The organism is Tsukamurella pseudospumae (assembly GCF_001575205.1).
GTDB classification, from domain to species: domain Bacteria; phylum Actinomycetota; class Actinomycetes; order Mycobacteriales; family Mycobacteriaceae; genus Tsukamurella; species Tsukamurella pseudospumae.
Genome location: NZ_LSRE01000034.1, coordinates 203108 through 229527, shown reverse-complemented (window position 1 = coordinate 229527; position 26420 = coordinate 203108). Strand labels below are relative to the sequence as shown.

27 protein-coding genes and 5 tRNA genes are annotated in these 26420 nt (G+C 70.0%); 18 read left to right on the top strand and 14 right to left on the bottom strand.

What is annotated here, in order from left to right; all coding sequences use genetic code 11:
- Together AXK61_RS17540 and AXK61_RS17535 are read left to right on the top strand one after the other, a co-directional pair.
- A partial coding sequence (locus tag AXK61_RS17540; RefSeq protein WP_156485731.1) for an IS30 family transposase occupies window positions 1-499 on the top strand: 499 nt, incomplete at its 5' end.
- A gap of 140 nt (window positions 500-639) precedes the next feature.
- On the top strand, window positions 640-1995 hold the full coding sequence (locus AXK61_RS17535; RefSeq protein ID WP_156485730.1) for a hypothetical protein: 1356 nt from the start codon (window positions 640-642) through the stop codon (window positions 1993-1995).
- 90 nt (window positions 1996-2085) lie between these two features.
- Here the strand turns inward: AXK61_RS17535 and AXK61_RS17530 are convergent, their stop codons facing one another.
- From AXK61_RS17530 to AXK61_RS17520, 3 genes are all read right to left on the bottom strand, one after another.
- Entirely contained in the window at window positions 2086-2571 is a 486-nt protein-coding gene (locus AXK61_RS17530; RefSeq protein WP_068569329.1) for a DUF2231 domain-containing protein, read from the bottom strand.
- Between the two features lie 69 nt (window positions 2572-2640).
- Window positions 2641-4128: a CoA transferase gene (locus tag AXK61_RS17525; protein WP_068569328.1), complete on the bottom strand. Its 1488-nt coding sequence runs from the start codon at window positions 4126-4128 to the stop codon at window positions 2641-2643.
- Window positions 4125-5912, bottom strand: a complete 1788-nt coding sequence (locus tag AXK61_RS17520; RefSeq protein WP_156485729.1) for an acyclic terpene utilization AtuA family protein — start codon at window positions 5910-5912, stop codon at window positions 4125-4127. The genes AXK61_RS17525 and AXK61_RS17520 overlap by 4 nt, the downstream gene beginning before the upstream one ends.
- Window positions 5913-6032: 120 nt before the next feature.
- Between AXK61_RS17520 and AXK61_RS17515 the strand changes: the two genes are divergently transcribed.
- Window positions 6033-6953, top strand: coding sequence for a LysR family transcriptional regulator (locus AXK61_RS17515; protein ID WP_068569327.1), 921 nt, complete (start codon window positions 6033-6035; stop codon window positions 6951-6953).
- On the opposite strand, the gene AXK61_RS17510 is transcribed toward AXK61_RS17515, so the two are convergent.
- Complete coding sequence (locus tag AXK61_RS17510) at window positions 6916-7353, bottom strand: VOC family protein (RefSeq protein ID WP_068569326.1); 438 nt, start codon at window positions 7351-7353, stop codon at window positions 6916-6918. The genes AXK61_RS17515 and AXK61_RS17510 overlap by 38 nt on opposite strands.
- A gap of 80 nt (window positions 7354-7433) precedes the next feature.
- On the opposite strand from AXK61_RS17510, the gene AXK61_RS17505 reads away from it, so the two are divergent.
- Entirely contained in the window at window positions 7434-8294 is an 861-nt protein-coding gene (locus AXK61_RS17505; RefSeq protein WP_139057704.1) for a helix-turn-helix domain-containing protein, read from the top strand.
- Window positions 8295-8316: 22 nt separating this feature from the next.
- Entirely contained in the window at window positions 8317-8730 is a 414-nt protein-coding gene (locus tag AXK61_RS17500) for a VOC family protein (protein ID WP_068746481.1), read from the top strand.
- A gap of 127 nt (window positions 8731-8857) precedes the next feature.
- On the opposite strand, the gene AXK61_RS17495 is transcribed toward AXK61_RS17500, so the two are convergent.
- Window positions 8858-10162, bottom strand: a complete 1305-nt coding sequence (locus AXK61_RS17495) for a KasA/KasB family beta-ketoacyl-ACP synthase (RefSeq protein ID WP_068569323.1) — start codon at window positions 10160-10162, stop codon at window positions 8858-8860.
- Window positions 10163-10642: 480 nt separating this feature from the next.
- Between AXK61_RS17495 and AXK61_RS17490 the strand changes: the two genes are divergently transcribed.
- Window positions 10643-11005 (top strand): hypothetical protein, encoded by a 363-nt coding sequence (locus AXK61_RS17490; protein WP_231855588.1) that lies wholly within the window; start codon window positions 10643-10645, stop codon window positions 11003-11005.
- A gap of 68 nt (window positions 11006-11073) precedes the next feature.
- On the opposite strand, the gene AXK61_RS17485 is transcribed toward AXK61_RS17490, so the two are convergent.
- The 3 genes from AXK61_RS17485 to AXK61_RS17475 all read right to left on the bottom strand — a co-directional run bounded on the left by AXK61_RS17485 (window position 11074) and on the right by AXK61_RS17475 (window position 11358).
- Window positions 11074-11145: transfer RNA gene (locus AXK61_RS17485), tRNA-Val, on the bottom strand.
- 49 nt (window positions 11146-11194) lie between these two features.
- Window positions 11195-11268 (bottom strand) — tRNA-Cys (locus tag AXK61_RS17480).
- 17 nt (window positions 11269-11285) lie between these two features.
- Window positions 11286-11358, bottom strand: a tRNA-Gly gene (locus tag AXK61_RS17475).
- 258 nt (window positions 11359-11616) lie between these two features.
- Between AXK61_RS17475 and AXK61_RS17470 the strand changes: the two genes are divergently transcribed.
- Window positions 11617-11688: transfer RNA gene (locus AXK61_RS17470), tRNA-Val, on the top strand.
- 87 nt (window positions 11689-11775) lie between these two features.
- Here the strand turns inward: AXK61_RS17470 and AXK61_RS17465 are convergent.
- Entirely contained in the window at window positions 11776-12282 is a 507-nt protein-coding gene (locus tag AXK61_RS17465) for a hypothetical protein (RefSeq protein ID WP_068746480.1), read from the bottom strand.
- Between the two features lie 427 nt (window positions 12283-12709).
- Here AXK61_RS17465 and AXK61_RS17460 point away from each other — a divergent pair, with 427 nt between their 5' ends.
- From AXK61_RS17460 to AXK61_RS17445, 4 genes are all read left to right on the top strand, one after another.
- Entirely contained in the window at window positions 12710-12940 is a 231-nt protein-coding gene (locus AXK61_RS17460; protein WP_068572634.1) for a hypothetical protein, read from the top strand.
- Between the two features lie 95 nt (window positions 12941-13035).
- Window positions 13036-13944 (top strand): acetoacetate decarboxylase family protein, encoded by a 909-nt coding sequence (locus AXK61_RS17455; protein ID WP_068572636.1) that lies wholly within the window; start codon window positions 13036-13038, stop codon window positions 13942-13944.
- A gap of 49 nt (window positions 13945-13993) precedes the next feature.
- A complete protein-coding gene (locus AXK61_RS17450; RefSeq protein ID WP_068572892.1) occupies window positions 13994-14965 on the top strand; it encodes an NAD(P)H-quinone oxidoreductase in 972 nt (323 codons plus the stop codon).
- A gap of 64 nt (window positions 14966-15029) precedes the next feature.
- Window positions 15030-15105: transfer RNA gene (locus AXK61_RS17445), tRNA-Gly, on the top strand.
- A 38-nt stretch (window positions 15106-15143) separates the two neighbouring features.
- On the opposite strand, the gene AXK61_RS17440 is transcribed toward AXK61_RS17445, so the two are convergent.
- Window positions 15144-15365, bottom strand: coding sequence for a hypothetical protein (locus AXK61_RS17440; protein ID WP_068572638.1), 222 nt, complete (start codon window positions 15363-15365; stop codon window positions 15144-15146).
- A gap of 105 nt (window positions 15366-15470) precedes the next feature.
- On the opposite strand from AXK61_RS17440, the gene AXK61_RS17435 reads away from it, so the two are divergent.
- Window positions 15471-17033, top strand: coding sequence for an acyl-CoA carboxylase subunit beta (locus tag AXK61_RS17435; RefSeq protein WP_082789410.1), 1563 nt, complete (start codon window positions 15471-15473; stop codon window positions 17031-17033).
- Between the two features lie 22 nt (window positions 17034-17055).
- On the opposite strand, the gene AXK61_RS17430 is transcribed toward AXK61_RS17435, so the two are convergent.
- Window positions 17056-17574 carry a CGNR zinc finger domain-containing protein gene (locus tag AXK61_RS17430; RefSeq protein ID WP_068572641.1) on the bottom strand — a complete coding sequence of 173 codons (519 nt, stop codon included), beginning with the start codon at window positions 17572-17574 and terminating at the stop codon, window positions 17056-17058.
- A 7-nt stretch (window positions 17575-17581) separates the two neighbouring features.
- A complete protein-coding gene (locus AXK61_RS25110) occupies window positions 17582-17749 on the bottom strand; it encodes a hypothetical protein (RefSeq protein ID WP_156485728.1) in 168 nt (55 codons plus the stop codon).
- A 113-nt stretch (window positions 17750-17862) separates the two neighbouring features.
- Here AXK61_RS25110 and AXK61_RS17425 point away from each other — a divergent pair, with 113 nt between their 5' ends.
- Both AXK61_RS17425 and AXK61_RS17420 read left to right on the top strand, forming a co-directional pair.
- Entirely contained in the window at window positions 17863-20118 is a 2256-nt protein-coding gene (locus AXK61_RS17425) for a heavy metal translocating P-type ATPase (protein ID WP_082789409.1), read from the top strand.
- 5 nt (window positions 20119-20123) lie between these two features.
- Window positions 20124-20432 (top strand): metal-sensitive transcriptional regulator, encoded by a 309-nt coding sequence (locus AXK61_RS17420; RefSeq protein WP_068572646.1) that lies wholly within the window; start codon window positions 20124-20126, stop codon window positions 20430-20432.
- A gap of 198 nt (window positions 20433-20630) precedes the next feature.
- On the opposite strand, the gene zapE is transcribed toward AXK61_RS17420, so the two are convergent.
- A complete protein-coding gene (zapE, locus tag AXK61_RS17415) occupies window positions 20631-21656 on the bottom strand; it encodes a cell division protein ZapE (protein ID WP_068572648.1) in 1026 nt (341 codons plus the stop codon).
- A 59-nt stretch (window positions 21657-21715) separates the two neighbouring features.
- On the opposite strand from zapE, the gene AXK61_RS17410 reads away from it, so the two are divergent.
- The 4 genes from AXK61_RS17410 (at window position 21716) to msrB (ending at window position 25687) form a co-directional block, all read left to right on the top strand.
- Window positions 21716-22327 carry a dihydrofolate reductase family protein gene (locus AXK61_RS17410; RefSeq protein WP_068572649.1) on the top strand — a complete coding sequence of 204 codons (612 nt, stop codon included), beginning with the start codon at window positions 21716-21718 and terminating at the stop codon, window positions 22325-22327.
- Between the two features lie 76 nt (window positions 22328-22403).
- Entirely contained in the window at window positions 22404-23951 is a 1548-nt protein-coding gene (locus tag AXK61_RS17405) for an alpha/beta fold hydrolase (protein WP_156485727.1), read from the top strand.
- A 74-nt stretch (window positions 23952-24025) separates the two neighbouring features.
- A complete protein-coding gene (locus tag AXK61_RS17400; RefSeq protein ID WP_068746476.1) occupies window positions 24026-25261 on the top strand; it encodes a glycosyltransferase family 87 protein in 1236 nt (411 codons plus the stop codon).
- 9 nt (window positions 25262-25270) lie between these two features.
- A complete protein-coding gene (gene msrB / locus AXK61_RS17395; RefSeq protein ID WP_068572654.1) occupies window positions 25271-25687 on the top strand; it encodes a peptide-methionine (R)-S-oxide reductase MsrB in 417 nt (138 codons plus the stop codon).
- 18 nt (window positions 25688-25705) lie between these two features.
- On the opposite strand, the gene hemQ is transcribed toward msrB, so the two are convergent.
- Window positions 25706-26407, bottom strand: a complete 702-nt coding sequence (gene hemQ, locus AXK61_RS17390; RefSeq protein ID WP_068746475.1) for a hydrogen peroxide-dependent heme synthase — start codon at window positions 26405-26407, stop codon at window positions 25706-25708.
- Between the last annotated feature and the right edge of the window lie 13 nt (window positions 26408-26420).

Sequence of the window (26420 nt, the reverse complement as noted above, 5' to 3'; positions counted from 1 at the left end):
GGCGAATGACCGGCGGGTGCCTGGTTGGTGGGAGGGTGATCTGATCGTGGGGAAGAACGGTAAGACTGCTGCGGCGACGCTGGTGGAGCGGACCAGCCGCTACACCTTGATCCTCGGGCTGCCCGGCGGGAAGCACGCGGACGGTGTCGCCGACGTGCTCATCGACCACCTGGCAGGTCTGCCCGCGTTCATGAAACAGGGCCTGACCTGGGATCAAGGCACCGAGATGGCCGAGCATGCGTCGGTGACCGTCGCCGCGGACCTGCCGATCTTCTTCGCCCACCCGCGGTCGCCGTGGGAGCGGCCGACGAACGAGAACACCAACGGGTTGATCCGTGAGTACCTGCCCAAGGGCACCGAGATCACCGATCATCAGCCCTACCTGGACTCCATCGCCCGCGAACTCAACGAACGCCCCCGAGCCTGCCTCGGCTTCCGCACACCCCGGGAGGTGTTCGAGAAACTACTACTGACCAGCGCTGTTGCTTCCACGAGTTGACATCGCCTCCTCCTGGGTCCACATCCCTTCCATCGGCATCCTCGCTCGAGCTTGCCGCACCTTCATGAACCGGAGGTCCTTCCATGTCTCATACGTCACCCAAGCATGCCCGAAAGACGGTGCGCCGCAGTGCTGTCGCCGTGACAGCGGTCGCTGCAGCGGCAGCGATGACGGTGGCTGCGCCCGCGGTCGCGAACGCCAGCGCCCCGACCGGCAACCCCCAGGTCGACGCGCTACTCGGCGCCGCCCCGCTGCTGCCCGGCGGCATCCCGATCGCCGTCATCCCTCAGGTCGCGCCGCAGATCAATCAGGGCGTCGCCGCCTGGAACCAGATCCCCGTGATCAGCGGGCTGATTCCGGTGTCCAACACCGTGGCCACGAGCACGATCTTGACGCCCACTACGCCGCTCGCTCCGGGGTGGATCGGGGCGTGGACGTCCGACACCTTCAAAGTCGGTGCGCCCCTGGGTCTCGGTGGACTGACGAACACCACGTACGGCCTCGTCGGTCTTGGACCGGGCGGCCTCGGCAGCATCGGTGGGAACAACACCGCGATCAGCGGCCCGCTCGGCAGCGGCCTGAACCTCAACACCAGTCTCGCCGCCGTCACGAATCCGCTCACCGGTCTCACCACCTGGACGCCGACCCTCGGCCTCGGCGCCACCGCCCCGCTCGGCCTCGGCGGGGCCTCCGCGACGATCGTCCCCGTCACGGTGACCTACGGCCCCAACACGTTCATCGTCGGCCTTCCCGCCGTGAACCTCGGCCTGACCACGCCGCTCGGCGGCGGCACCGTCGGACTGAACCTGGGCAGCATCGGCTTCCAGAACGGCCAGCTGGTCCTCGTGACGCCCAGCCTCACCGGCGCCATCACGACCCCGCTCGGTGGAGGCAACCTCGGTGTCACTCCCGGGACGATCAAGGTCGGCACCGGTGGTCTCGACGTCACCGCTCCGGACGTGACCTTCGGGACCACCGTCCTGGGCCAGAACGTCGTGAGCGGCACCATCGACGGCGGCACGGCGACGGTGTCGCCCACCAAGGTCGAGGTCGACGGCCCGTCGGGCACCGTGACCGCAGGTCCGGCCGGCGCACAGGTGAAGGTCACCGGCGACGCCGGCGATCTCAAGGTGACGCCCACCGAGGTCAAGGCCACCGGACCGTCCGCAAGCACCCAGGTCACCACGCCCGTCGGGAGCGGCGGGGCGCACGTCGAGACCGGCAGCGTGAACGTGTCGAACGGTGTCGGCACCGTCACCGGCCCGACCGGCGGCGCGAACGTCAACACCCCGGCGGGCAGCGGCCAGGTCGAGGCCTCGGGCGGCCAGGCCACGGTGAACACGAACACCGGCAGCGCCTCGGTGACGGGCCCGAGTGGCTCCGTCGAGACCCAGACCGCCGCGGGCAACCACGGCGTCGACGCCGACACCGGCGCTGCGAGCGTCGACTCGAACGGCCCGCACGTGACCGACACCCCCTCGGTCGACGTGCACTGAGACAGGTTCGATCCGCACGGCGGTCGGGGCAACACGCCCCGGCCGCCGTCGGCGTGTCCGTCCTACTCCGGAACCGGAGATGCGAGTCGATCAGTACAGCCAGACGGACTGCGCGCCGGTGTCACCGATCCGGTAGACCCAGATGGCACTGCCCACCGCCAGCGCCACGATCACGACGGACAGGACCCACCCGGCGATCCGGCGCCCGCCGTGCAGCCCGTCCCCCTCGCCCGACCGGAAGTCGTGCACAGCCCAGAACGCGAGGGTCGCGACGAAGAGCGGCGCGATCCACCAGATCATCTCGTGACCGAGATCGATGTGCTGTGCGAGCACGGGGTTGATGTGCTTCTTCGTATCCGCGAGCGCCTCGCCCGCGTTCGTCGTGATCGGCGTCAGCGCGGTGGCCACGAGCGCGACCAGCGGCACGAGGAAGCCGAGCCGCCGACGCGCAGCGGGCCACACCACGGCCGCGATCGAGAGGACCACGGCGAGCACGATGAAGACCACGGCGAAGTGCACGAGCAGCGGATGCAGTGGCACGCCGTTGACGGTCGGGGCACTCGCGGGAACGGTCATGCTCTGAGGAAAGGTCCTGATCCTGGGACTCGACTGTGAGCACCCTGCGAGGTCGTCGGGACCGATCGCTCAGCGGGGCAGCCACACCGCGTCGCTCGAGCCCCTCGGGACGAGGACGGTGCGGTACTCGCCCGGAGTCCCGGACATGCGAACCTGGTCCGTCACGCCCTGATACCGCCCCAGGGGCGTGTCGGAGGTGAAGGTCTCGGGCTGCGGGTACTCGTGTTCCCCCGCCGTCCCCGCGATCCGGTGCGCGTAGTCGCGGTCGAAGACGCCGAGTGACAGGATCCACAGCGCTACGCGAACCAGGGAGACGTGCACGCGATAGCTCCCGCCGTCGACGGCGCGCCGCGTGAGGGCCTCCGTGATCCCCGCGGCCATGAGCCACGAGACGATGTAGTCGTTGACGACGAGGATCGGCGGCAGCGCCGGGTCCCCGTCACCGCCTTCGAGATTCATCATCCCCACGAGGCTGCCCGCCGTCTGGTCGAAGCCCACCCGATCGGCCCACGGCCCCTCGCCGCCGAAGAGCGATGCGGTGGCGTGGACGATGCCCGGCCGTCGCTCGACGAGTTGCTCGGCGGACATCCCGATCGACGCCAGGTACCCCGGCCGGCGGTTCGCGTAGAACACGTCCGCCCCGGCGGCGAGTTCCCGCAGGGTCTCGGCACCGTCGGCGCGGTGCGGACTGAGGAGGCACGACCGGACCCCGACGTTCGCGGTCACGTAGGTGGTGTCGTGCTCGTGCTCGCCCGGACGCCAGACGTTGAGCACGTCGGCGCCGTGCAGGGCGAGCGCGCGCCCGGCGCCCGCACCCGCGATGACGTGCCCCATCCCGAGGGCGCGGATCCCCGACAACGGCTGCTCGCCCGCCGGCAGCGGTTCGGGCGCGGATTCGCCGATCCTCGTGATCTCGACCAGCGGCGTGCCCGCGACGCCGTCGACGTACTGCGGGTGCTCGAGGAACTCCCCCGCGGACCGCAGCATCGGCAGCACCACCCCGGCCTCGGCGGCGGCCGCCTCCAGCTCGAGCCCGTCCCGCCGGGCGATGGCCGCAGCGACGGCGGCCTCGTCGTCGGGGGCGCCCAGGAGCCGTTGCGCGGCGACCTTGATCTTCGGGTAGGGGTTGAGCGGCATCACCCAGCGGTCGTCGCGGGTCCGGTAGAAGCGGAAACCGAAGGCATTGGTGGCGTCGGCCGACGAGGCCGCCGGGTAGCCGTTCAGCAGCTCCCAGCGGCGGTCGTAGAACGGGCACAGGCGGTGCGGGGTGGGCCGGATGTCGATGTCGATGTCCTGCCCCTCGCCGCCGCGCAGGCGCCACAGTTTCGCGACAGCAGCGGACTTCGCCGCGAGCGCGATCGACGTGGCCCCGGCGAGGCGCAGTGTGCTGGGCACCACGGGATCGGCTCCGCGGAACCGGATCTCACCGCCGATGTCCGCGGCAGTCATGCCGAGGGCGGCGAGCACCTCGTCCAGTGCTGCGTTCAGGTCGTAGCCGTCGTCCGTCGCCGGGTTCGCGACGGTGGCGCGAATGCGCTCGGCGAGTGGGTCGGTCACCGTCGGGCCTCCGGTCCGGTTGCCGCGAGGACGGACTCGGGCACCGGCACGATCCGGGACCGCAGGTACTCGCCCACCGCCTTGCCCACCTGGTCGATGCGGTCGTTCGACGATCCGCCCGTCCCCAGCAACCCTCGGAACACGAAGTGGACCGCATGGAGCTCGGGGAACTCGTGCCGCACGATGTCGAGGCCCTTGGCGTCGGGGAACAGGCGCCGCACCTCGTCGGTGGAGAGGAAGCGGCGCAACCACGGCCAGGCGGCCGCGTCCGGCGCCCAGATCCCGACGTTGCTGTTCCCACCCTTGTCCCCGCTCCGGGCGTGGGCGACCGTGCCGAGCGGAACCTCCTGCACCGGACCGGTGTCGGGCACCGGGTCCGGCTCCGGGTGCACGGGCTGATCCGGCGCCAGGGTCGCGTCCGGAGGCGCGATCTCGATCACGCTCCCGTCGTCGAGGACCGCGCGGTGAGACAGCTCCGCCGTCGGGAGCAGGCCGGGCCAGTAGTCGATGGTCGGCACGGGCGCGCCCTGGAGCACCGAGGCGCCGTCGTGGAAGATGCCGGGGAAGCTCTGCAGGTAGAGGCTGCCCAGGCGGCGGATCAGCCCGTACGCGGTGAGAGCCTCCGCCGTGGGGGCCGTGGCGAGCACGCGCAGCGCGACGGTCGCCTCCCACTGGGTCTCGGGGTCGGCGGCGGGAACGCCCACCTGGGTCACGGTCACCTCCACTCCGTCGGGCCGGTCGAGCTCGAGCTGCGACCGCAGCAGGTCCACCTTCGCGGGAACCTCAGTGCCCGTGGCGAAGACGGTCCCGACCACCCGGTACCCGACGATTCCGAAGGTCGCGACCTTGGTCGTCGCGGGTGGCGGCGAGCCGGCGGCGCCGGACACCCGCACTCGATCGGGCCCGTCCTGCTCCAGGCGCACGCCCTGCAGCCCGACGGTGACGTCCGGGTTCAAGTAGGTCGGGCCCTGGATCTCGTAGACCAGCTGCGCGGTCACGGTGTCGACGGTGACGGCGCCGCCGTCCCGCGCGTGCTTGGTGATCAGGGCGGAACCGTCCGCCGAGATCTCCGCGATCGGGAAGCCGGGCCGGCGCAGGTCGCCGAGTCCGGAGAACCCGGAGAAGTTGCCGCCCACGGCCTGCGGACCGCACTCGATGATGTGGCCCGCGACGACGGCGCCGGCGAGGGCGTCGAAATCCTCGCGGTCCCAGTGATGCCACCAGGCTGCGGGGCCGGTGATGAGGGAGGCATCGGTGACGCGGCCGCAGACGACGATGTCCGCCCCCTCGGCCAGAGCCGCGGTGATGCCCCATCCGCCGAGATAGGCGTTGGCCGCCAACGGTTCCGCGCGCCAGGTATCGATCGGGGCGCCGGTGTCGAGGTTGTCGAGGCGGTGTCCTGCGGCGGCGAGCTCCTCGAGTCGCTCGAAGACGGCATCTCCTTCGACGTGCGCGATCCGCAGGTCCGCTCCGGCCTCCGCCGCTTCCTCGCGGAGCGCAGCGGCGAGTGCCGCGGGATTGAACCCGCCCGCGTTGGTGATCACCGTGATCCGGCGGTCCGCGATCGCCGTCAGGTGCGGTCGCAGCTGCTCGACGAACACGGGCACGTAGCCCGCCCGCGGGTTCGACCGGAACGCGCCGACGAGCCCGGCGAGCGTGATCTCGGCGAGGTAGTCGCCGACCATGACGTCGACGGGGTCGCCCGCCATCACCTCGTCGATCGCCGTCGCGCGATCCCCCAAGTACCCCGAGAAATTGGCGATCCGCACCGGTCGCTGCTCCATGACCGCCTCCATCGTCGCGTCGTCCAGGTTCGACGGTAGGCCGCTCCGGCACCGTCGGGCCAGGACCGTTCGGGCCCGCGAACCGGACCGCAACGGTCCGGTGGCGCGTAGGGTCCGGGGATGGAGATCTGGCATCTGCGCTACTTCGTGGCGGTGGCGGAGGAGGGCACCGTCGCCCGCGCCGCCGAGCGGCTGCACATGACCGCGTCGCCCCTGAGCCGCCGGATCCGCGACCTCGAACGGGAACTCGGCGCCGCATTGTTCGTGCGGTCGCACCATAGCCTCGACCTGACGTCCCGCGGCTCCGAGCTGCTGCCCCGGGCGACCGACGTACTGGCCCGGTTCGACGCCATCGCGTCCTCCGCCGCGCCCGCGCGGATGTCCCTCGGCATCGCGCCGGACGTGTCCGGAGCGGCACGCGATCTCGTGCTCGGCGCGATCGCCGAGATCCGCCCCGGAATCGAGGCGTTGCTGTCCCCCGCCCACACCGGGCCGCTGCTCGCCGCCGTCCGCGCCGGCGAGCTGGAACTCGCCGTCGCGCACGGCCCGATCGAGGAACCCGGTGTCGACGCCGTGCTCCTCGAGCGCCGGGCGACGTACGCCGTCGTGGGTCGCGGCACCGCGTTCGGGGACCGGACCTCGGTGCACCTCTCCGAGCTCGCGGACCTCGCGTTCGCATCGATCGACCGGACGGCGGCACCGGCGCTGTACGGGAGACTGGACGAGACACTGCGATCCGCGGGCGTGCACCGCCGCGCGACGGTCCCGGACTCCAACTTCGCCGGTGTCGCACAGCTCGTCGCGGCCGGGCAGGCGTTCACCCTGTCGACGCGGGACACCGGCACCACCGCGCGCCTGTTGCGCGACGAGGACGTCGTCTTCCTCGAGGTCGACGGTGGCGGTCACCTCTCCACGTACGCGACCTGGAGCTCCGCGCGCGCCGCAGCGGACCCGCGGGTACGCGACGCAGTGGCCGCGATCCGTCGGGCTGCGGCCGGAGTCGTCAGCGCTTCCCGAGTTCCTCCGCGAGCATCACGATGATGCCACTCGGCCCGCGGACGTACGTGAGCCGGTAGACGTCCTCGTAGGTGCCGACGCCACGGAGCGGGTGGCAGCCGTGCTTCGCGGCGATCGCGAGGGCCTCGTCCAGGTCGTCCACCGAGAAGGCGACGCGGTGCATCCCGATCTCGTTGGGCAGAGTCGGCTCGGTCTCGATGGCGTCGGGATGGATGTACTCGAACAGCTCGATGTGCCCCTGCCCGCCGGGTGTCTCGAGCATCGCGATCTTCGCGTGGTTGCCGTCGAGCCCGACGGCGGTGTCGGTCCATTCACCACTGACCGTCTGGCGGCCGATGACGGTGAGGCCAAGGTCCGTGAAGAACGCGATGGTCGCTTCCAGATCGCGCACCGCGATCGCGACGTTCTCGAGTGTGATCGGCATGTCCTCGAGGCTATCGGCCCACGACGAGGTCCAGCCGATTTCGAACCGATCCCCTGCGCCGGCGGGACTACGCTCAAGCGGTGTCATCGGAACGACCGGCCGTCGTGGTGAGCCACGAATCGGACCTGGGACGCTGGACTCAGGTCCTGTACCGTCCCGATCCGCTGCTGGCACCGTTCGTGCGGTCGATCGAGGGATTCGACGAATCCACGCCCCGAGCGGTTCGCCGCATCGAGCCGGCGGCTGCCGAGGCCGTCATCATCTTCGGATTCGGGGACCCCGTCGTGGTGAGTCCTACTGCGGCTGCCGCCGGCACCCCGATGTCCTCGTTCGTGGTTCCGCTCCGGGACCGCCCACTGTATGTGGACTTCGCCGGATCCCAGGCGGGCGTGCAGGCGAACCTCACGCCGCTGGGGGCTCGGGCGATCCTGGGAACGCCGCTCGGGGACGTACCCGGCGCCGTGGACACCGGCGAGTTCCGGCCCGACCTCGACGCCCTCGCCGACCGGCTCGCCGATACTCGCGACTGGATCGAGCGGTGCCGGATCGTCGAATCCGCCCTCCGTGCGCGGGTCGCGATCGCCGGTGATCCAGCGCCGCAACTCGTGGCGGCATGCCGGGCGATCACCGCCGGCGGATCCGTCCAGGAGGTCGCGGACGCGGTCGGGTGGAGCCGACAGCACCTGCATCGTCGGTTCGCCCGCGAATTCGGGCACGCGCCGAAGGTCGTCCACCGACTCGTCCGATTCGGTCGTGCCGCCGACCTTCTCGGGAGTACGGATCTCGTCGACGTCGCGACCCGCTGCGGCTACTACGACCAGGCCCACCTCAGTCGCGAGTTCCGGGAGTTCGCCGGGTGCTCGCCACAGCAGTTCGCCGACCGGCGTCTCCCCGACCTCGGGGGTTTCGAGGACGTGACATTCGTCCAAGACGCGCAGTGACGGCGATCGCGATGATGGCTTCATGAATGAAGATCCGTCTCCGACGACGACAGCCATCGCGATGCTCTTCTACAACGACGTCGCGGCGGCTCAGGAATGGTTGTGCACCGCCTTCGGCTTCGAGGCCACGGCCGTACACAGGGATCCGGACGGTGCCGTCCTCGGCGTGGAGATCGATACCGGCGGCGGGCGCGTCATGCTGCTCGGCGGCAGCGACGAGGCGGCGCTCGGGATGCGCAGCCCCTCCGCGCTGGGCGCGATGACCGGCGGCGTCTACGTCACGCTGGCCGATGTGGACACGCACCACGACCGCGCGGTGCAGGCGGGCGCGACCATCGCCATGCCGATCCAGACGATGCCCTACGGCTCCCGGGAGTACGGCGTACTCGACTGCGAAGGGCACTACTGGAGTTTCGGCAGTTACACGCTCGTGTGACAGCGACGCGCACGGTTCGAGGTTGTGGCTCACCCCGCCCGGATGCGAGCAGCCGTGACAATGCGGGAACACTCATCGAGTCCGCACGGGCGTGATATACGAAACTCGAGCGTCTTTCGCGCGTCCGTCAGTACCTTCCCAGTACCAGCGCCACGTCGTGGCCACCGAACCCGAAGGAGTTGTTGAGCGCATAATCGATCCGTCCGCGACGAGCATCGCCGTGGACGATGTCGAGGTCGATGTCCGGGTCCTGATTGTCCAGATTGAGCGTCGGGGGAATCACCTCGTCACGCAGGGCCAGAGCGGTGAGGGCGGTCTCCAAGGCGCCCACGGCACCGATCGAGTGGCCGAGCGCGCCCTTCGGCGCGTACACCGCGGCGTCGGTACCGATCGCCCGGATCGCCTTGGCTTCAGCGACATCGCCGATCGGCGTCGCCGTCGCGTGTGCGTTGATCAGATCGATGTCTGACGGGGTCAATCCGGCAACCTCGACCGCACGGCGCATCGCGCGCTCCCCGCCGCGCCCCTCGACATCGGTCTGCACCATGTGGAACGAATCGGATGTGATTCCCGCACCCATGAGTCGGGCGATCGGCTTCGCACCTCGTGCCAACGCGTGCTCCTCGGTCTCGACGATCATCAACGCTTGGGCCTCGCCGAACACGAAGCCGTCGCGATCCGTGTCGAAGGGGCGAGATGCCCGCGCGGGGTCGTCGTTCCTCGTCGACAGTGCTCGCATCATGGAGAAGGGGGCGATCACCGGACTGTCGATCCGTCCTTCGATTCCGCCGCAGACCGCGATGTCCGCGTCACCCAACACGATCTGGCGCCAGGCGTGCGCAATCGCTTCGTTGCCGGTCGAGCAGGCGGAGACTGGCGCGATGGCGCCGGCGCGGGCACCGATCTCCAGTGCCGCGACAGCGCAGGCACCGTTGGGCATCGCCATCTGGACGGTGAACGGTGAGACCGTCCGTACCCCGCCATCACGGAGGGCATCGACAGCCTGGACCATCGACTCTCCCCCACCCAGTCCCGTCCCGACGACGGCAGCCAGTCGAGTCGGATCGACGTCCGGTCGACCGGCGTTGTCCCACAGCCGTTTCGTCATCACGTGCGCAGCTTGCTCGACGTACGACATCCGTCGTTTCGAGACGTGTTGCTTACTGATGTCCCCCGCGTATCGGCGATCCGGGCGTTCCGGGACCTCCGCCGTCGGGTCTTCGAGAAGTTGCCCACCGATACGGACGGGAAGGTCGGCGATCTCGACCCCGACGAACTCGCCGGTCAGCGGACGAATACCACTTCTACCTGCGACCACACCGTCCCACGTCGACTCGGTGTCGGTTCCGATCGACGTGGTCAGTTCGATCGCGGTGATCACGACACTCGGGAATCCGCCGCCGAGAGTGGTGAAACTTCGAATGTCTGCCATAGGTTCGATGGAACCCCAGTCCGCGATGGAAAGCTCTGCGGAGCGAACCAGAATCGGAGCCGAAACCTTGTGGGACATCAACGAACTGATCGGTTCACGCACCGATCAGTCCACATCCGGGACGTCGTCCGCCTCAACGGTTTCGCCACTGGCGCGGGAAACCGTGCAATCCTCGGCACAGCGCCTCATCCACCTGCCACGAAGGTCTACGAGGATTCCGGCGCGCGATCGTCCGACTCCCATCGCTCTGCTACGGTGCAACTCAGAGCTGCTCGCACAGCCACCCGAGTTGTCAGGCGCCCGCGTCGCCACAGACAGCGCTCGAGGGCAAGGTCCACCGGATCTGCGACATCGCAACCACCACCGAACAGGGTGGCGGAGGACGCGGACAACTCCGTCACCGAATCCGGATGGTGATCGACGATGACATCGAACTCAGCACGCAAGCGCGCCGCACGGGACTTCAGCCGGCGCCACGGAGTGAATTACCGCGTCGCGCTGCAAGCTGTGGGAACCCATGATCCGGACCGGTTCCATGCCTTCGCCACACGAGTCCTGATCGAGGCTGTTGAGGGATGCGGAATCCGGCACTGGGCCGATGTGGAGCACTGGGACGGCTCGTCGCGAATGACCATCACCGACCTCGGCGGGGAGTCGTTCGAGGTGACCGTCTCAACGATCCGCCCGGCGTTGACCGCGTTCCTGGAAGCCGATCCCGGTGCCGATCTGATGGACCTCGACGGCTATCTCGCGGACGAGTTCATCCAGCAGGGGCTGTTCGGACTGGTCATCTACCGCAGCGAGGTCACCCATCGCCCGAGAACTGCACACCGGGCCCGCTGACCGGCGCGCCGCACACTCCGGGCTGCAGATACAACGAAACCCCCTGGACTCCAGGGGGTTTCGTGTTGTGCGCGATACTGGGATTGAACCAGTGACCTCTTCCGTGTCAGGGAAGCGCTCTCCCACTGAGCTAATCGCGCCTACATGAAGTGGGGCTCAGCCGCTCCATTGCGGAGTGGCTGAGCGTGTTGGAGGCGGCGACGGGAATCGAACCCGTGTGCACGGCTTTGCAGGCCGTTGCCTCACCACTCGGCCACACCGCCACGGTAAGCCCACTTCGAGCGGATGACGGGATTCGAACCCGCGACCCTCACCTTGGCAAGGTGATGCGCTACCAACTGCGCTACATCCGCATTCGTCCGAACCGGCGCTTGAAACGCCTTTCCGGTGCGAGAGAGAACACTACGTGAACATCGCGCGCTCTGCCAAATCGGCAGGTCACCCCATGTTTCGTGTGCAGTCGGCGTGGTCGGAACGCACCCGAGGCCCCGTCGGCTTACGGGTTGAAACTGTAATCGCTGATGGGGCGCCCGATTACCCTTTCGCTCAGCGGTCGTGTTAGTGTTCTCTCTCGTTCGCCTCCCTGGTAACACGGAGTCGCACGCAGCTTCGGTCCTATGGCTCAGTGGGAGAGCGTCCCCTTCACACGGGGAAGGTCGCTGGTTCGATCCCAGCTAGGACCACCGAGAAACCGCCTGGTGACAGGCGGTTTTTTCGTTTTCGCCCCAGCTCGCCACACGGATCGCGACATGGGGACCGCCGAAGACCACCTACTCGTTCGGCACAGAGCGCTCCGGAAGGCCGTGGCACGAGCATCGCGCGCGGCGCCCATCGGCGCTGTCCGCACGAGCAGAATCGGTCTGGAGATCGATGCCGAGAGATCCACCGAAGGCGTCGACGGCGACCCCGACCGGCTCCGGCTCGGTCCGCGGGACCGCCTCCGCCTCCACGACCGCGTCCGTCAGCACGACCACGTCCGTCGGCACAGCCACACCCGCCGGCACGGGCGTCTCACCCGCCACCGTGGAGCGCTCCGCCCCGTCGACCCCAGGACCGCGACCCGAACGCAACCCGCCGAGCACCTGGGCGATGTAGAGCGGGATACCGACGAGACCTGCGGCCACCCCGAGTACGCACAGCGCGATAGACAGGTTCGTGGGGAGCGCATCGATGAACACGGTCGCGATCGCCAGAGCGATCAACGCGACGCAGAGGCCGTTCCAGAACAGGGCACGATCACTGACACCGTTCGCGCGTGAGAAGAGTCGGGTCGACACGGGTACCTCTGCCAGGTGCACGATGCGCGATGGGCCGAGTGGCTCCAGCCCCGGGACGGAGATCGATCTGACCCGCGCCGTCAGCGCCGGCGCGGCACGTCATGCATCATAACCGGTCAGACCCCTTCTCGCTCGGCAGCGCCGACCACCGATTCTCGAAACGTCAAGCGTTGCAACCACATATGTCAACTCGGCCTGCGCCTCCCTACTCGAATCCGGCGCCGCTGACACCAGAAACGGCGATCCGCACCGACGGACCGCCCCGCAACCCCGCGCAACCCTTGCCGCAGGTCTCGCGGCGGACGTCTGATGAGCCGCCACGATCGGTCCCGAAACCTGCTGAGGGAGAATGCAAATGCCCCAAAGAGAGCAAAGCGGTCACGACGGAGCCCGACCCCGCGACACCGATCGGACCCAACGTCACGCCGTGGCGGCGCCCCGCTGGGATTCCTGGGCACGCCCCGCCGGCTTTCCCAGCATGCAGGCGGCACTGATCTGGGCGGCGCGCCACGCCCCCGATGCGAGCGATCCGATCCGCCTCCTCGCTCGCCGCCTCGGGGTGCCCTACGAGGTCCTGCACTCGACGGAGGTCGTGCAGCGGTTCCTCCATGCCGGCGGCGTCCTGGACGCACGGCGCAACCTCGGACGCTTCCGCTAGACACTCGACTCCACCTTGGTGTTGACACTGCTTACATGCCGCTCTACTCTCATGTAAGCAACGCATACATCACCGAGGCGAGGAGCCACGAAGACATGACCACCACAGCAACGGGCACCGTCGAGGTCGATCTGGGCGGGCGCACCGTCACCGTCCCCAAGGACGGCCTGTACGACCGCTTCCGGATGGACACCCCGCTGGACGAGGTCGCACGGGACCCGCGGGTGCCGGGCGTCGACTTCTTCCGCACGCTCCCCAAGACGCAGGTGGACTCCCCCATCGGGCCCACGCGCACACCGAACTTCTACTACGCGATGTCCTCCGCGCGGCTGACGATGCTGGCCCCGACCAGAGCCATCCGCAAGCGCCTGCCGGCCGAGCTCGCGCCCCTCGAGGTCGCGCCGGGTCTCGGTCTTGCCTCGGTCATGCTCTTCCGCTACGACGTGTGCGACATCGACTTCTACACCGAGGCAGCCGTCGGCGTGGCGGTCCGGCCGGCCCGGCACGGCGGCCTCGGCCTGGCCGACCTCGCGTCCGCGCTCGGCGACGACCACCTGCACTCCTACGTGTTCTCGCTGCCCGTGAACACGCGGATCGCCCAGGTCCGCGGGCACGACGGCTACGGCTTCCCCAAGTGGGTCACCGAGCTCGACGTCGACATCGACGAGACCCGCACGACCGCGCGGATCGCCAACGCCGACGGTGGCGTCGACCTCGCCTTCTCCGCCCCTACCCCCAAGCAGAAGCGGCACGCGAGCGGCGCGAAGGTCTCGACCCTCACCTCGTACACACAGCGCGACGGCTCCTGGTTCTCCACGCTCAACCAGACCAACGTGCTCGCCAGCGGGACCTCGCTGCTCCCCCGCGGTATCGACCTCACCCTCGGCGAGGGCCGCGTGTCCGACGACCTGCGTTCGCTCAAGCCGATCCGCGCGATCCAGTTCGACGTGAACACTGGAGCCCAGGCCGCGTTGCACATGCCGGTTCCGTTCTCCGTCCGCTGACCCCGCCCCCTCCGAAAGGCGCACCATGAGCACCACCGCCCCGACATCCATGCGCGCGATCGTCGTCGACGACGAGAAGAACCTCGTCGTCGACGAGGTGCCCACGCCCGCGCCGGCCCCCGGCGAGGTGCTGGTCCGGATCGCGGCCGCGGGGATCAACCGCGCCGACCTGATGCAGCGCCAGGGCCTCTATCCGCCCCCGCCCGGGATCACGGACATCATGGGCATGGAGATCTCCGGAACCGTCGTGGCGCTCGGCCCGGACGTCGACGGTGCCGCCGTCGGCGACGAGGTGTGCGCCCTGTTGGCGGGTGGCGGCTACGCCGAGTACGCGGTCGTCCCGGCCGCCCAGTTGCTCCCCGTCCCCGCGGGCGTCTCCCTCGTCGATGCGGCTGCACTCCCCGAGGTGGCGAGCACCGTCTGGTCCACGATCGTCATGGACGCCGGCCTGAGGGCCGGCGAACTGATCCTCGTCCACGGCGGCGGAAGCGGCATCGGCACCCACGCGATCCAGGTCGCGAAGGCGCTGGGCGCACGGGTCGCGGTCACCGTGGGGTCCGAGGGTAAGGCCCAGCGGGCCCGCGAGCTCGGCGCCGACATCGTCATCAACTACCGCGAGCAGGACTTCGCGGCCGAGCTCGCGGGCCAGGTCGACGTGATCCTCGACATCATGGGCGGCAGCTACGTTCCCCGGAACGTCGACGCACTCGGCATCGGCGGCCGCCTGGTGGTCATCGGTATGCAGGGCGGGTACACCGGCGAGGTCAACGTCGGGGCGCTCATCGGCAAACGGGCGCGCATCATCGGCCTCAACGTGCGCAACCGCCCGCTGACCGGGCCCGGGTCCAAAGCCGAGATCGTCGCCGCGGTCGCCGCGGACGAGTGGCCACTGGTCGCGGAGGGACTCATCGCGCCGGTGATCTCGGCGCGACTCCCGCTCGCGGAGGCGGAACAGGGCCAGGCGCTGCTGGAGTCGAAGGATTCCGTCGGGAAGGTCCTGCTCCTGCCCCGGGAACCGTGACGCCACCAGGCGATTCGCCTCTCGCCGCAACAGTCGTGTAATTTGTTGTTCGCCCGAGAGGCACGCGGATGTAGCGCAGTTGGTAGCGCATCACCTTGCCAAGGTGAGGGTCGCGGGTTCGAATCCCGTCATCCGCTCCAGGAGCCCCGATCGCGTACGCGGTCGGGGCTTCAGCCATTCACGGCCGGGTATCGCCAGGGGGCGAAGGGAATTCGGCCTGCGGGAACTGCGGGGGAACGGGTCCTCCCTGCTGCACCGGCGGGTACCCGGGGTACGGCGGGTACGGCGGCTGGGGGCGCGGTTTCGACGCCCGGACGATGAGGATCACCACACCGGCGACGGCCGCGATGACGATCGCCAGCACGACCAGCACGATGAGCGCCCCGAGAACGATGACCATGGCCTTACCCTACTGCGCCGGGCACCGTCGGGCATCCGACCTGCGGACATGGACGGAACCGGCCCGGCTGTCCAGTCGGGCGTGATCGCCTGCTAACTTCCGACTGTGAGTGATTCCACACCGGAGCAGGTGCTCAACGATCGCGTCCGGGTCGCCTACAACGCCGTGTCCGACGAGGCACGGGCCGAGAAGGTGGCCAAGCAGCACGGGCGCGGCAAGATGACCGCGCGCGAGCGAGTGGCGGTGTTGGCCAACGGAGGCTTCCACGAGTTCGGTGCGCTCGCCGGTCCGGGACCGGCGCAGCAGGGTGCCGCTCCCCTGGTCGCGCCCGGCGACGGCGTGGTCACCGGAATCGGCTACATCGACGGCCGGCCCGCCGCGATCGCCGCCTTCGACTTCACCGTGCTCGGCGGCAGCAACGGCGCCACCGGCATGGCCAAACTCGATCGCTGCGCCGAACGCGCACTCCTCGACGAGATCCCGCTGATCATGCTCATGGACGGCGGCGGGCACCGCATGCAGGAGGCGCTCGACTCCCGCCTCGCGGCACCGGGATCCCAGCTCCTACTGCGCCTCGCCGACCTCTCCGGGCACGTGCCGCTCGTCGCGGCGATGATGGGCCCCGGCTTCGGCGCCCCCGCGAACATCTCCGCGTGCTGCGACTTCGTGACGATCGTCCGCGACATGGGCACCATCGGCATCTCCTCCGCGCCGCTCGTCCAAGCGGCCACCGGCGAGAACCTCACCAACGACGAGATCGGCGGCGCGGACCTGCAGGCGCAGCGCGGCGTCGTCGACATGGTGACCTCCGACGAGCAGGAGGCGCTCGATTCGATCCGCGCGTTCCTGAGCTACCTCCCGCCGTCCGCAGCTGGACAGCCGCTGATCAACGCGGGCCCGCACGAAGCCGGCGACGGTGCGGAGACGATCGACACGATGATCCCCGCATCGATGCGGCAGGCCTACGACGTCGTCGAGGTCATCGAGGCGATCGCGGATATCGACAGCGTCTTCGAGCTCAAGCGCACGCACGCACCGAATCTCGTGACGACGCTGGTGCGCGTGGACGGCCGCCCGATGGGCGTCGTGGCCAACCAGCCGCGGGTGCACGCCGGCGCGCTCGACGCGCACGCGTGCGAGAAGGCGGCGCACTTCATCGCCGTGTGCGACGCCTTCGGCCTGCCGTTGCTGATCCTCATCGACCTGCCCGGCTTCCTCGTCGGCGCGGGGGCCGAGGAGACGAACCTGGTGCGGCGCAGCGCCCGCCTCGGCTACGAGCTCGGCGCGGCCACGGTGCCGCGCTTCGTGATCGTGACCCGCAAGGCCTACGGCGCCGCGTACATCGCGATGGGCGGCGGGCGCAGCATCCACGCCGACCTGTCCCTCGCGTGGCCCACCGCGGAGATCTGCGCGATCCCCATCGAGAGCGCCGTCGACCTGGCGTTCCGGTCGCAGTACGAGTCGGCGCCGGATCCCGCGCAGGCGCGGACCGATCTGATCACCCTGTTCAAGGCCAATGTCGACCCGCTGCTCGCCGCCGACGGCTTCGGCATCGACGACGTCGTGCTGCCCTCGGCCACCCGCCCGATGCTCGCCGAGGCCTTGAGACGGGTGAAGCGTCGCCCGCCGCGCGTTCCGCAGAAGCGACGCTCGATCTCCCCCATCTGACCGGCGCTCGGACCGCGGTCGATCAGGCCCGACGGTGCCGCCGCACCGCGTCGGTGTTCGCGCAGCGCGGCGAGCAGTAGGACTGACGCCCGCCGCGGCTGGTATCGGCGAACACCCGATCGCAGCCCGCGCGGGCGCACGTCCCGAGCCGAGCCCCCTCTGCCTCGGTGGTGAACACGGCGAGCCCGCCGGCGGTGACGGCCCGCACCCGCCCCAGCAGTGACTCCGTCTCCGGGGTGAAGTGCAGGTGCGGGCGCCAGTCGTCGTGCGCGGTCAGGTAGATGCCTGCTGTTCCCTCGGCCAGCAGTGTGTTCACGGCGTCGCACCGCGCGGCAACGGTGTCCGCCTCGAAGGGCCCACGCAGCAGCGCGGTCCAGTCGTGCACGCCGGCGATCGTGTCGGCGTCCACGTCGATCCGACGGATCTCGTGGTCGCGCAACGCCCCCACCACCCGCTCGGGCGTCCAGGCCCCGTCGACCCGGAGATTGACCAGGTCGACCGAGAGCCGAACACCGGTCATGTTGTCGTGATCGAACTGCACGTGTCGATCATCCCGCCTGCGCCGCGATCTCGGGCCAGACGGCGGGGTACTCGGGCGCGACGAGCTTGATCCGCCGCACGCCGCAGGAGCAGAGCTGGTACATCACCACCCCCTCGCTGGTCGGGTGGTGCGACTCGGTCTCCCAGGAATGGGCCAGGTGCGTGATCTCGTTCATGCCGACCAGCGTGGAACGAGGTCATCAAGCGTTTCAACCATTACATCCGGCGTTCGGGTCACCCGCGCGTCCCGCAACGCCTGCGCGTACCCTAGGGGGGTATAGTTCGGTGGATGTCGACGGAAGGAGCCGCGATGGCCACCCATGCCCCTGCCGTCGTGGACCTCGAGATCGACGGCATGACCTGCGCATCGTGCGCGAACCGCATCGAACGCAAGCTGGGCAAGCTCGACGGGGTCACCGCCACCGTCAACTTCGCCACCGAGCGGGCGCACGTCACCGCCCCGGCCGACCTGCCGGTCGAGCGCCTCGTCGAGGCGGTCGAGGGCGCCGGGTACGGCGCGCGCGTGCCGGCACCGTCGGCCCCGGACGGCGAGGCCGCCGCCGGGCGCGACCGGGACCCGGTCGACGAGCTGCGCCGGCGACTCCTGGTGAGCCTGGCGCTCGGCGTCCCCGTGATCGCCCTGGCGATGATCCCGGCGCTGCAGTTCCCGTACTGGCAGTGGGTCTCGCTCGCGCTCGCGACGCCCGTCGTGCTGTGGGGCGGCCTGCCCTTCCACCGCGCCACCTGGACCAACCTGCGGCACGGCGCGGCCACCATGGACACGCTGATCACGCTCGGCACCCTGGCCGCGTACGGCTGGTCGGTGTACGCCCTGATCTGGGGCACCGCGGGGATGCCCGGGATGACGCACCCCTTCCGGCTCACGATCGAGCGGACCGACGGTGCCGGCAACATCTACCTCGAAGCGGCCGCCGGCATCACCGTCTTCCTCCTCGCCGGCCGGTACTTCGAGGCCACGAGCAAGCGCCGGGCCGGCGCGGCGCTGCGTACCCTGCTCGAGCTGGGCGCGAAGGACGCGACGCTGCTCCGCGACGGCATCGAGACCTCGATCCCCGCGGATCGGCTGGTCATCGGCGACGAATTCGTCGTGCGGCCGGGCGAGAAGATCGCCACCGACGGGATCGTCGTCTCCGGCCAGTCCGCGATCGACTCCTCGCTGCTCACCGGCGAGTCCGTGCCCGTCGAGGTGCATCCCGGCGACGCCGTGACCGGCGCGACCGTCAACGCCGGAGGCCGCCTCGTGGTCCGCGCGACGCGGGTCGGATCCGGCACCCAGCTCGCCCGGATGAGCCGGCTCGTCGAGGAGGCGCAGGCCGGCAAGGCCCAGGTGCAGCGGCTGGCGGACCGCGTCTCCGCGGTCTTCGTGCCGATCGTGATCGTGCTCGCCATCGCAACGCTCGGATTCTGGCTCGGCACCGGGGCGTCGGCGTCGACGGCGCTCACCGCCGCCGTGTCCGTGCTCATCATCGCCTGCCCGTGTGCGCTCGGCCTCGCGACGCCGACGGCCCTGCTCGTCGGCACCGGGCGCGGCGCGCAGCTCGGGATCCTCATCAAGGGGCCCGAGGCCCTGGAGTCCACGCGCCGGATCGATACGGTGCTGCTCGACAAGACGGGCACCGTGACCACCGGGGTCATGCGGCTGCAGGCCGTGCACGTCGCCCCCGGCGAGGACGAGGACGAGGTGCTCACGGTCGCAGCCGCGATCGAGTCCGCGTCGGAACACCCCGTCGGCCGTGCGATCGCCGCCGCGGTGGCCGCGCCGGGCACCGTCGAGCGGTTCGCGAACGTTCCCGGCCTGGGCGTGCGCGGCACCGTCGGGGGCCGGACGGTGACCGCCGGACGTCCCGCGCTCCTCGGCGAGGAGGGCATGCCGCTGCCCGCCGAGCTGCGCGCACGGTTCGACGAGGCACAGGCCCTCGGTGGGACGGCGGTGCTCGTCGGCTGGGACGGCGCCGCCCGCGGCGTGCTGGTCGTCGCCGACGAGGTCAAGCCCACCTCCGCGGACGCCGTGGCACGCCTCGTCGGCCTCGGCCTGCGTCCGATCATGCTGACCGGCGACAACGAGCGCGCCGCGCGGGCCATCGCCGCACGGGTCGGCGTCGACGAGGTGATCGCCGACGTGCTCCCCACCGAGAAGGTCGACGCCGTGCGGCGCCTCCAGGCGGAGGGCCGGGCGATCGCGATGGTCGGCGACGGCGTCAACGACGCGGCGGCGCTGGCACAGGCGGACCTCGGCATCGCCATGGGAACCGGGACGGACGCGGCGATCGAGGCCGCGGACCTGACCCTGGTGAGCGGCGACCTGCGCACCGTCGTCGACGCGATCCGGCTCTCGCGTCGCACCCTGGGCACCATCCGGACGAACCTGTTCTGGGCCTTCGCCTACAACGCGGCCGCACTCCCCCTCGCCGCGGCCGGACTGCTCAACCCGATGCTCGCCGGCGCCGCGATGGCGCTGTCCTCGGTGTTCGTGGTGAGCAACAGCCTGCGACTACGGGGTTTTCGACCCCAGAAGGAATACTGATCGTCATGACCACTGAGACCGGCCACGAACACCATCATGGCTACATGTCCGACAAGGACGAGTACCTCAAGCGCCTGCGGCGCATCGAGGGCCAGGCCCGCGGGCTGCAGCGCATGGTCGAGGAGGAGAAGTACTGCATCGACATCCTGACGCAGGTCTCCGCGATGACCAAGGCGCTGCAGGCGGTCGGGCTCGGGCTCCTCGAGGACCACATGAGCCACTGTGTCGTGGATGCGGCACGGTCCGGCGACGAGGCCGAGACCGCCGCCAAGCTCAAGGAGGCGACGGACGCGATCGCCCGGTTCACGCGCTGAACCACTGTTGCAGAAGGGCAGGTACGGGCGTCCGATCATGCCCCGCACGGATTTTGCGCAATCCGCTCGCGAAGGGGCGGCCGATTACCGTACTATCAGTGTTGTCAGCGAAGTGAGACCTCTCTCACACTCCGGCACCCTCACCCTTGCACCCGCCCGGCCCACACCTCGCCGGGCGGGTGCTGGTGTGTTCCGGGCCTACTTCGCGTCGGCCGAGGCGAAGCGCGACAGCGCGAGCAACCGCGAGGTGGCCCGCAGGTACTTCTTGCGGTAGCCGCCGGCGACCATCTCGGGGGTGAAGATCTCGTCCAGCTTCGCACCCGACACGAGCACGGGGATGCCCGCGTCGTACAGCCGGTCCGCGAGCACGACGATGCGCAGCGCGACGGTCTGGTTGTCCGCGGGGTGCACACCACTGATGCACACCTTGGAGATCCCCTCGACCAGCTGCTTGTACCGCGACGGGTGCAGCTTCGACAGGTGCTCGGACAGCGCGTCGAAGCTGTCGAGAGTCGCCGTGGGGTCCGCCTCCGCGATCGCGACCAGCTCCTCGTCGGTGAGCGGATCGGGTGCCGGCGGCAGGTCGCGGTGCCGGTAGTCGGGGCCGTCGACCCGCACCGACTCGAAGACCGAGCTGAGCTTGTTGATCTCGCGCAGGAAGTCCTGGGCCGCGAACCGTCCCTCGCCCAGCTGCCCGGGCAGGGTGTTCGACGTGGCCACGATGGACACTCCGCGCGCCGCGAGCTCGGTGAGCAGCCGCGACATCACCATCGTGTCGCCCGGATCGTCGAGCTCGAACTCGTCGATGCAGAGCACCGTGTGGTCGGAGAGGTACTCGACGCACCGGTTGAAGCCCAGCGCGCCCACGAGATGGGTGTACTCGACGAAGGTGCCGAAGGACTTCGGCGACGGGACGCTGTGGAAGATCGACGCGAGGAGGTGGGTCTTGCCGACGCCGAACCCGCCGTCGAGGTAGAGGCCCACGCCGTGCGGGGGCGTGCTCTTGCGGCCGAACAGCCCCTTCTTGTTCCGCTGCTTGGTCAGCTTGATCACGTCGTCGACGAACCGCCGGCCGATCTTCACCGCCGCGGCCTGCGTGGGCTGGTTCGGGTCCGGGATGTAGCTGTCGAAACTGACCTCGCTGAACATCTCGGGCGGGACCAGTTGCTCCACCATCTGCTCCGGCGTCACCGTCGGGTTGCGATCCACGAGATGCAGCGTCATGGGTGGTGATCATATCCGCTGGTCCGCCGCGTGATGAAATCTCGCGCTACCGTCGTGACGTGATCGACCACCTTCCTCCGGACGATGCCGCCCTCGCCCACCGCTACGCCCACCCGTTCGCCGACGGACGGGCCTTCGTGCGGGCCAACATGATCAGCTCGCTCGACGGTTCCGCGACCGCCGCGGGCCGGTCCGGCGGGCTCGGCGGCGACGGCGACCGACGGGTGTTCCGGGTGCTGCGCGAGCAGGCCGACGTCGTGCTGGTCGGGGCGGCGACGGTACGCGATGAGGACTACGGCACGCCGGAGCACCCCGCGCTGGCGATCGTCACGCGGGGCGAGGTCGCGCACACTCCTCGCCTCTACCCGGCCGACGGGGCCGAACCCCTCGTCTACTCGGGTGGGGGCTCCTCCGTGGACCTGCGGGAGGTCCTCGCCGACCTGTACCGGCGCGGCTTCCGGCGCGTGCTCGCCGAGGGCGGCCCCGGCGTCCTCGGCGCCCTCCTCGCCGACGGCCTCGTCGACGAACTGTGCCTGACCGTCGCCCCGATGCTCGTCGGCGGCGACGGCCGACGCATCGTCACGGGCCCTGATCTGCCGACCGAGCACTGGCGCCGCCTGCAGATCCTCGGGGACGACGAGGGCTACCTCTACACGCGCTGGGCGCGGTGACACCGCACGGTGTGTCGACGCAGCGCGCGCGACACGGTGCCGCGCCGTCGACGCCGATCTGGCTAGGGTGAACGACATGTCCCACCCGCGCACCCGTGCACTCGCCGTCGGCGCGTTCGCCGTGGCTCTGGCCGCGTCCGCGTGCGCCCCGATCCCCGCGTCCGCCCCCGAGTACGTGAGCGACCTCGGCAAGGGTGGCCGCACACCGTCGTCGGCGGGACCGCAGGCGCCGAAGGGACCGGAGTGGAAAGCACCCGGCAAGGACGCGCTGACCTGGCAGGACTGCACGGAGCGACTCGCGACTCGCTACGCCGCCCCGGCGGCCGGGAACGCGACACTGCAGTGCGCATCGCTCACCGTCGAGGTCGGTGCGTCGCAGTCGCCGCTGCAGCTCGCGCTGACGCGTGCCGAGGTCCCCGGCACACCCGACACGGCCGCCCCGCTCGTCCTGGTCGGCGGCACCGAGTTCACGGGGCAGCGGGCGATCGCGACCCTCGCGTCGGCCGACTCGCCGATCCTGAAGAACCGGCCCGTGGTCGCCGTGGAACGGCGCGGTATCGGCGCCTCCGCTGCGCTGACCTGCCGGGGCGCCGCCGACCGAGCCGTGCTGCGCAGCGGATTCACTGCGGGAGCGGACCTGGACACCCGGATCCGCAAGATCGGAGAGGCGGCCCAGGGCGCGGCCACCGCCTGTGGCGACGCCTACCCCGCGACCCTCACCGAGTACACCGCCACCGCCGCCGCCGACGACCTCGAAGCCCTCCGGACCACGTGGAACGTGCCCGCGCTGGGGCTCCTCGCCGTCGGTGACGGCTCCACGACGGCGCTCGCGTACGCCTCGAAGCATCCGAAGCAGGTCGCGCGCCTCGTGCTCGACTCCCCCGTCCGCTACGGCGGCACCGAGCTCCAGCGTGCCGAGGACGCCGCGCGGGGCCTGTCGGCGACCGTCGACGCCTTCGCCGCGCAGTGCGGCCCGGCCTGCGCACTCGGCGCCGACCCCGCCGCCGCGATGCGCGGCATCATCGACGACGCCGTCGCGGGTCGCCTGGGCACGTTCACCGATACCGATGTCCGACGGGCCGTCCTCGTCACGCTCGGCATCGGGCCCGGGGACCGCGATGCGCGGATCACGCGCCTGGCGACCGCCCTGCAGGGCGCCCGCACGGGCGACGCGGCCCCTCTCCGCGCCCTCCTCCGCACCGCCGACGACGCGCTCGGCAGTGACGGTCAGTTCGTGGCCCGCTGCTCCGACGCCGCCACCAAGGCGTCCCCGGACCAGATCAAGGCGTCAGCGCTGACGTGGGGCCCGCAGTACCGGCTCGGCGCGGCGACGGCGCTGGACCTCACCGTCTGCTCGGCCTGGCCCGCGATGCCCGCCCCTCCGAAGCTGACCGACCTGGAGGTGAAGTCGGTGGTCGCCACCGCGGCGGCGGACCCGCTCAGCGCGCGTACCGCGCTCGACACGCTCACCGGCCAGCTCACGGTCATCGGGGCGCAGCCCTCGGCGGTCACCTGGGCCGGCATCGGCGACGGTGCCGTCATCCGGTCGTCGTGCGTGCAGAAGTCCCTGATCGCCTACCTGGACCGCCAGGACGCGCCGACGGTGCGGGGTTGCCCGGCCTGATGCGGCCGGGCCCGGCCGGACCCGCGCGCACCGTCGGATACGGTTTAGCGGTGTCGTCCCATGCCCTGTCTCGGATGAAGTCCGATCCCGCGCTCGTCGCCAAGGCCGTCCTGTGGCCGCTCGCGATCCTCACGCTGCTGCAACGGTTGATCATCCTGGTCCCGAACGGCAACAAGACCGACGATTTCACCACCGTCTACGCGGCCGCCGTCCGCTTCCTGCGGCACGAGGCGGTGTACACCGAGAATTACGACACCGTCGACCCGCACTACCTGTACCCGCCGTCGGGCACGCTGGTCATGGCCCCGTTCGGGTACTTCGACCCGGAGACCGCGCGGTACATCTTCGTGGCGTTCAGCGCGATCGCACTGCTCGCGGCGCTGTACATCATGCTGCGGATGTTCGGCTACGGACTGAACTCCGTGGTCGCACCGGTGGTGCTGTTCTTCGCGGTCGCCACGGAGGCGGTCACGAGCACTCTCGTGTACACGAACTTCAACTGCTTCGTGCTGCTGGCCGAAGTGGCGGCGATGGCGCTGCTGCTCAAGCGGAAGGATCTGTGGGCGGGCGTCCCGCTGGGCCTGTCCTTCGCGGTCAAGCCGCTGCTGTTCGTGATGCTCATCCTGATCGTCGTGAACCGGCAGTGGAAGGCGCTGATCGCTGCGGTCGGCATCCCCGTCGTGTTGATGGCCGGGGGCATGCTGCTGTCCGCGGACCGCACCGAGTTCTTCCACAAGACGCTCCCCTACCTCAGCGAGGCGCGGGACTACTACAACAGCTCGATCGCCGGGAACGCGCAGTACTTCGGCCTGCCCACCTGGCTGGACCTGTTCCTCCGCGCGGCCGTCGTGGTCATGGCCGCGGTCACGCTGTGGCTGCTGTGGCGCTACTACCGCACGAGCAACGAGCTGCTGTGGCTCGCCACCTCCACCGGCACCCTGCTCACCACGTCGTGGCTCGTGCTGTCGCTGGGCCAGGGCTACTACTCGATGCTGCTGTTCCCGATGCTGATGACCGTGGTCTACCGCAGCTCCGTGCTCGGCAACTGGGCGTCCTGGGTCGCGGTGTACGGCTTCCTCAGTTACGACAACTGGCTGTCCGGGAAGTGGCCCGCGTTCGGGCGCTCCCTCGCCTACCTCAAGTGCACGCTCGGCTGGTCGCTACTGATCATCGTGCCCCTCTGCGTGCTGCTGTTCCGCTACCTCGACGCCCGGGCCGAGAACCGGCTCGACGAGGGCATCGACCGCCCGCTGCACCCCGATGAGGAGCCCGGTCGGCACGAGCTGGCACAGTCCACCGCGCGCGGTTAGTATGGAACCATGACTGAGCCCAAGCCCAAACTGCAACTGAGCGATTCGGAGTGGCGCCAGCGCCTCTCGGCGCCGGAGTTCCGCGTGCTGCGGCAGGCCGGCACCGAGGCACCGTTCACCGGCGAGTACACCGACACCAAGACCTCCGGCGTGTACCGCTGCCGCGCGTGCGGTGAGGAGCTCTTCCGATCGGACAGCAAGTTCGAGTCGCACTGCGGCTGGCCGTCGTTCTTCTCCCCGCTCGCGGGCGAGAAGATCATAGAGCGGGAGGACACCTCGCTCGGCATGCGGCGCGTGGAGGTGCTGTGCGCCAACTGCGGCAGCCACCTCGGCCACGTCTTCGAGGGCGAGGGCTACGACACCCCCACCGACCTGCGTTACTGCATCAACAGCATCTCGATGCGCCTGGAGCCGGACGAGGCCTGAGCCCCGTCCGGCCGGGCATCACGGTAGGGCGTTGACGAGGTCGCGGACCTCGACGCGCGGGCCCGAGAAGAACGGCGTCTCCTCGCGGGTGTGGCGCCGCGCGTCCGTGGCCCGCAGGTCACGCATGAGGTCGACGATGCGATGCATCTCGGGCGCCTCGAAGGCCAGCAGCCACTCGTAATCGCCGAGCGCGAAGGCCGGCACGGTGTTGGCCCGGACATCGGGGTAGCCGCGCGCGGCGCGCCCGTGGTCGGCCAGCATCTTGCGGCGCTCGTCATCGGGCAGCAGGTACCACTCGAGGCTACGCACGAACGGGTACACGCAGATGTACGCGCCCGGGTCCTCCCCTGCGAGGAAGGCGGGGATGTGGCTCTTGTTGAACTCCGCGGGGCGATGCAGCGCGGTGTTGGACCACACCGGGTCGCTCGCTCGGCCCAGCGCAGTACCCCGCCGGAACTCGTTGTAGGCGGCCTGCAGATCCTCGAGCCGCTCCGCGTGCCACCAGATCATGAAGTCCGCGTCGGCCCGCATCCCGGCGATGTTGTAGACGCCGCGGACCACCAGATCGCCCTCCTGGATCTTCGCCAGGAAGGCCTCCGCCTCGGTCGCCGCCGCCGCGCGCTGCTCGTCGTCCCCGAGCTCCCCCGGGGAGATCGAGAACACCGAGAACATCAGGTAGCGAACAGTCGAATTGAGCTCCGCGTAATCCAGTTTGGCCATATCCCCGATCGTA